The sequence below is a fragment of the Candidatus Symbiopectobacterium sp. genome, assembly GCF_020054415.1.
Taxonomy (GTDB): domain Bacteria; phylum Pseudomonadota; class Gammaproteobacteria; order Enterobacterales; family Enterobacteriaceae; genus Symbiopectobacterium.
Window position 1 is genome coordinate 1 of sequence record NZ_JAHWCO010000596.1, and the last position, 1936, is coordinate 1936.

General features: G+C 53.8%; 2 protein-coding genes and 2 pseudogenes. 3 read left to right on the forward strand and 1 reads right to left on the reverse strand.

The features are described 5' to 3' along the window. Positions 1-79: pseudogene (locus QZ506_RS17430) on the reverse strand (IS1 family transposase); the annotation flags it as partial. Positions 80-223: 144 nt separating this feature from the next. Here QZ506_RS17430 and cobB point away from each other — a divergent pair. The 3 genes and pseudogenes from cobB (at position 224) to QZ506_RS17445 (ending at position 1824) form a co-directional block, all read left to right on the forward strand. Beyond that, a complete protein-coding gene (gene cobB, locus QZ506_RS17435) occupies positions 224-1054 on the forward strand; it encodes a Sir2 family NAD+-dependent deacetylase (protein ID WP_291972906.1) in 831 nt (276 codons plus the stop codon). A gap of 123 nt (positions 1055-1177) precedes the next feature. Next, a complete protein-coding gene (locus tag QZ506_RS17440) occupies positions 1178-1321 on the forward strand; it encodes a hypothetical protein (RefSeq protein ID WP_291972907.1) in 144 nt (47 codons plus the stop codon). A gap of 103 nt (positions 1322-1424) precedes the next feature. After that, positions 1425-1824: pseudogene (locus QZ506_RS17445) on the forward strand (iron chelate uptake ABC transporter family permease subunit). Positions 1825-1936: the final 112 nt, after the last annotated feature.

Below are 1936 nucleotides of genomic sequence, written 5' to 3' on the forward strand. Positions count from 1 at the left end.
GGCCACTTTTGCCATAACCGTGTTTTTTCACAGGAGATGTCTGTTCACAAAACGGGCATCTTACATCAACTTTAGCCACTGTATTCCACATCCAAAACCGGACATTTCACACTGCAATCAACATATTGAATACACGACCGGGTGAGAGAACGCAGCCAACGCACATGCAGCTTGAAGTATGACGGGTATAGACGCTTTCCAGCCAGCTTTCACAGGAGCAGACATGCATACGCGTCAAAGAATGATCCGGTTTCATCAAGGAAAGCGACTGCGTCAGCAGCGTCTGCGTTCACGTATTTTCCATAAGGATTATCTGGCGGTGAATGAATCAAAAAGCCCGCGCGTGGTGGTTCTGACCGGCGCGGGGATTTCAGCAGAGTCTGGCATCCGCACCTTTCGTGCGGCGGATGGTCTGTGGGAAGAGCACCGGGTGGAAGATGTCGCCACGCCGGAAGGATTTCAACGCGATCCGCAACTGGTGCAGGCGTTTTACAACGTGCGCCGTAAGCAGTTGCAGCAGCCAGAGGTGGTGCCCAACGCAGCGCATCTGGCGTTAGCCAATTTTGAGGCGGCGCTCGGAGATAACTTCCTGTTGGTGACGCAAAATATCGATAATCTGCACGAGCGTGCGGGCAGCAAACGGGTTGTTCATATGCACGGTGAATTGCTCAAGGTGCGCTGTTGCAAGAGTGGACAGGTTATCGACTGGACCGGTGATATCGCTGCTGATGAACGCTGCCACTGTTGCCAGTTTCCCGCGCGACTGCGCCCGCACGTGGTGTGGTTCGGAGAAATGCCTCTTGGTATGGAACGTATCTATCAGGCGCTGGCGCAGGCCGATTATTTCATCGCTATCGGAACGTCCGGTCATGTTTATCCGGCGGCGGGATTCGTTCATGAAGCGCACACCAATGGTGCTTACACCATAGAACTGAATCTCGAGCAGAGTCAGGTTGAGAGCAAGTTTGATGAAAAAATCTACGGCGCTGCGACAGAAGTGGTGCCAGAGTTTGTCGGCGCTTGGTTGACAGGGCGGCGTAAAGTGGCGTTTTGATCGCTACTCGGCACCTGGAATGCCTTAGCGAGATGCACGGCGTGCAGTGACGCTACACGAAATGACGGTCGAGTTAAGCTGAGTTGAGTTTGCGGGTGTGACCGCAGTTTACAGGATAGCGTTATGCAGTCATTGAACAAGGGATACTCGCTGTTACGTTTACGCCAGCGTTATCACGACCGTCAACGCATTGTAGTGTTGGCGCTACTGGCGGCGGTGACCGTGATCATCGGGTTATGTGCTGGTGATCGTTGGGTGATGCCCTAGTCATGGTGGGATGATTCCCAGCGTGTTTTCATCTGGCAGTTGCGTATGCAGAGAACGGGCGGTGATGCTGGTGGGGGCGAGCCTAGCGATGTCAGGGGCCGTGATGCAGGCCATTTTCGATAACCCACTGGCAGAGCGGGGCTTGCTGGGCGTTGCTAATGGCGCTGGTGCTTGGCGTTCTGATGGGGCAGGGGTTGCAACCCGTCTGGGTGCTGAGTGTTGGTGCAATTGTTGGGGCGCTAGCCACCACATTCTTGCTATTACATTTTGCCCGACGTCACATTTCCAATGCGCGTTTGCTGCTGATTGGCGTAGCGCTGGGGATTGTGTTCAGCGCCGTGATGACCTGTGCCGTCTATTTCAGTACCAGTCTGGATCTACGCCAACTGATGTATTGGATGCTGTGCGGATTCAGCGGCGTTGACTGGCGCTACGGGTTGTTGATGGTGGCATTGCTACCTTGTCTGGCGTGGTTAAGCTGTACTAGCTCAGACCTGATCTGACAGTTACCGATTATTTATACAGGTGTCTGTCAGATTACATCTGGTTCAGATTCTTTTCTGCCCAGATCCGTTTTCCATCGAGTAAAGTGGCCATCGGCGTACGCCCGCAGCA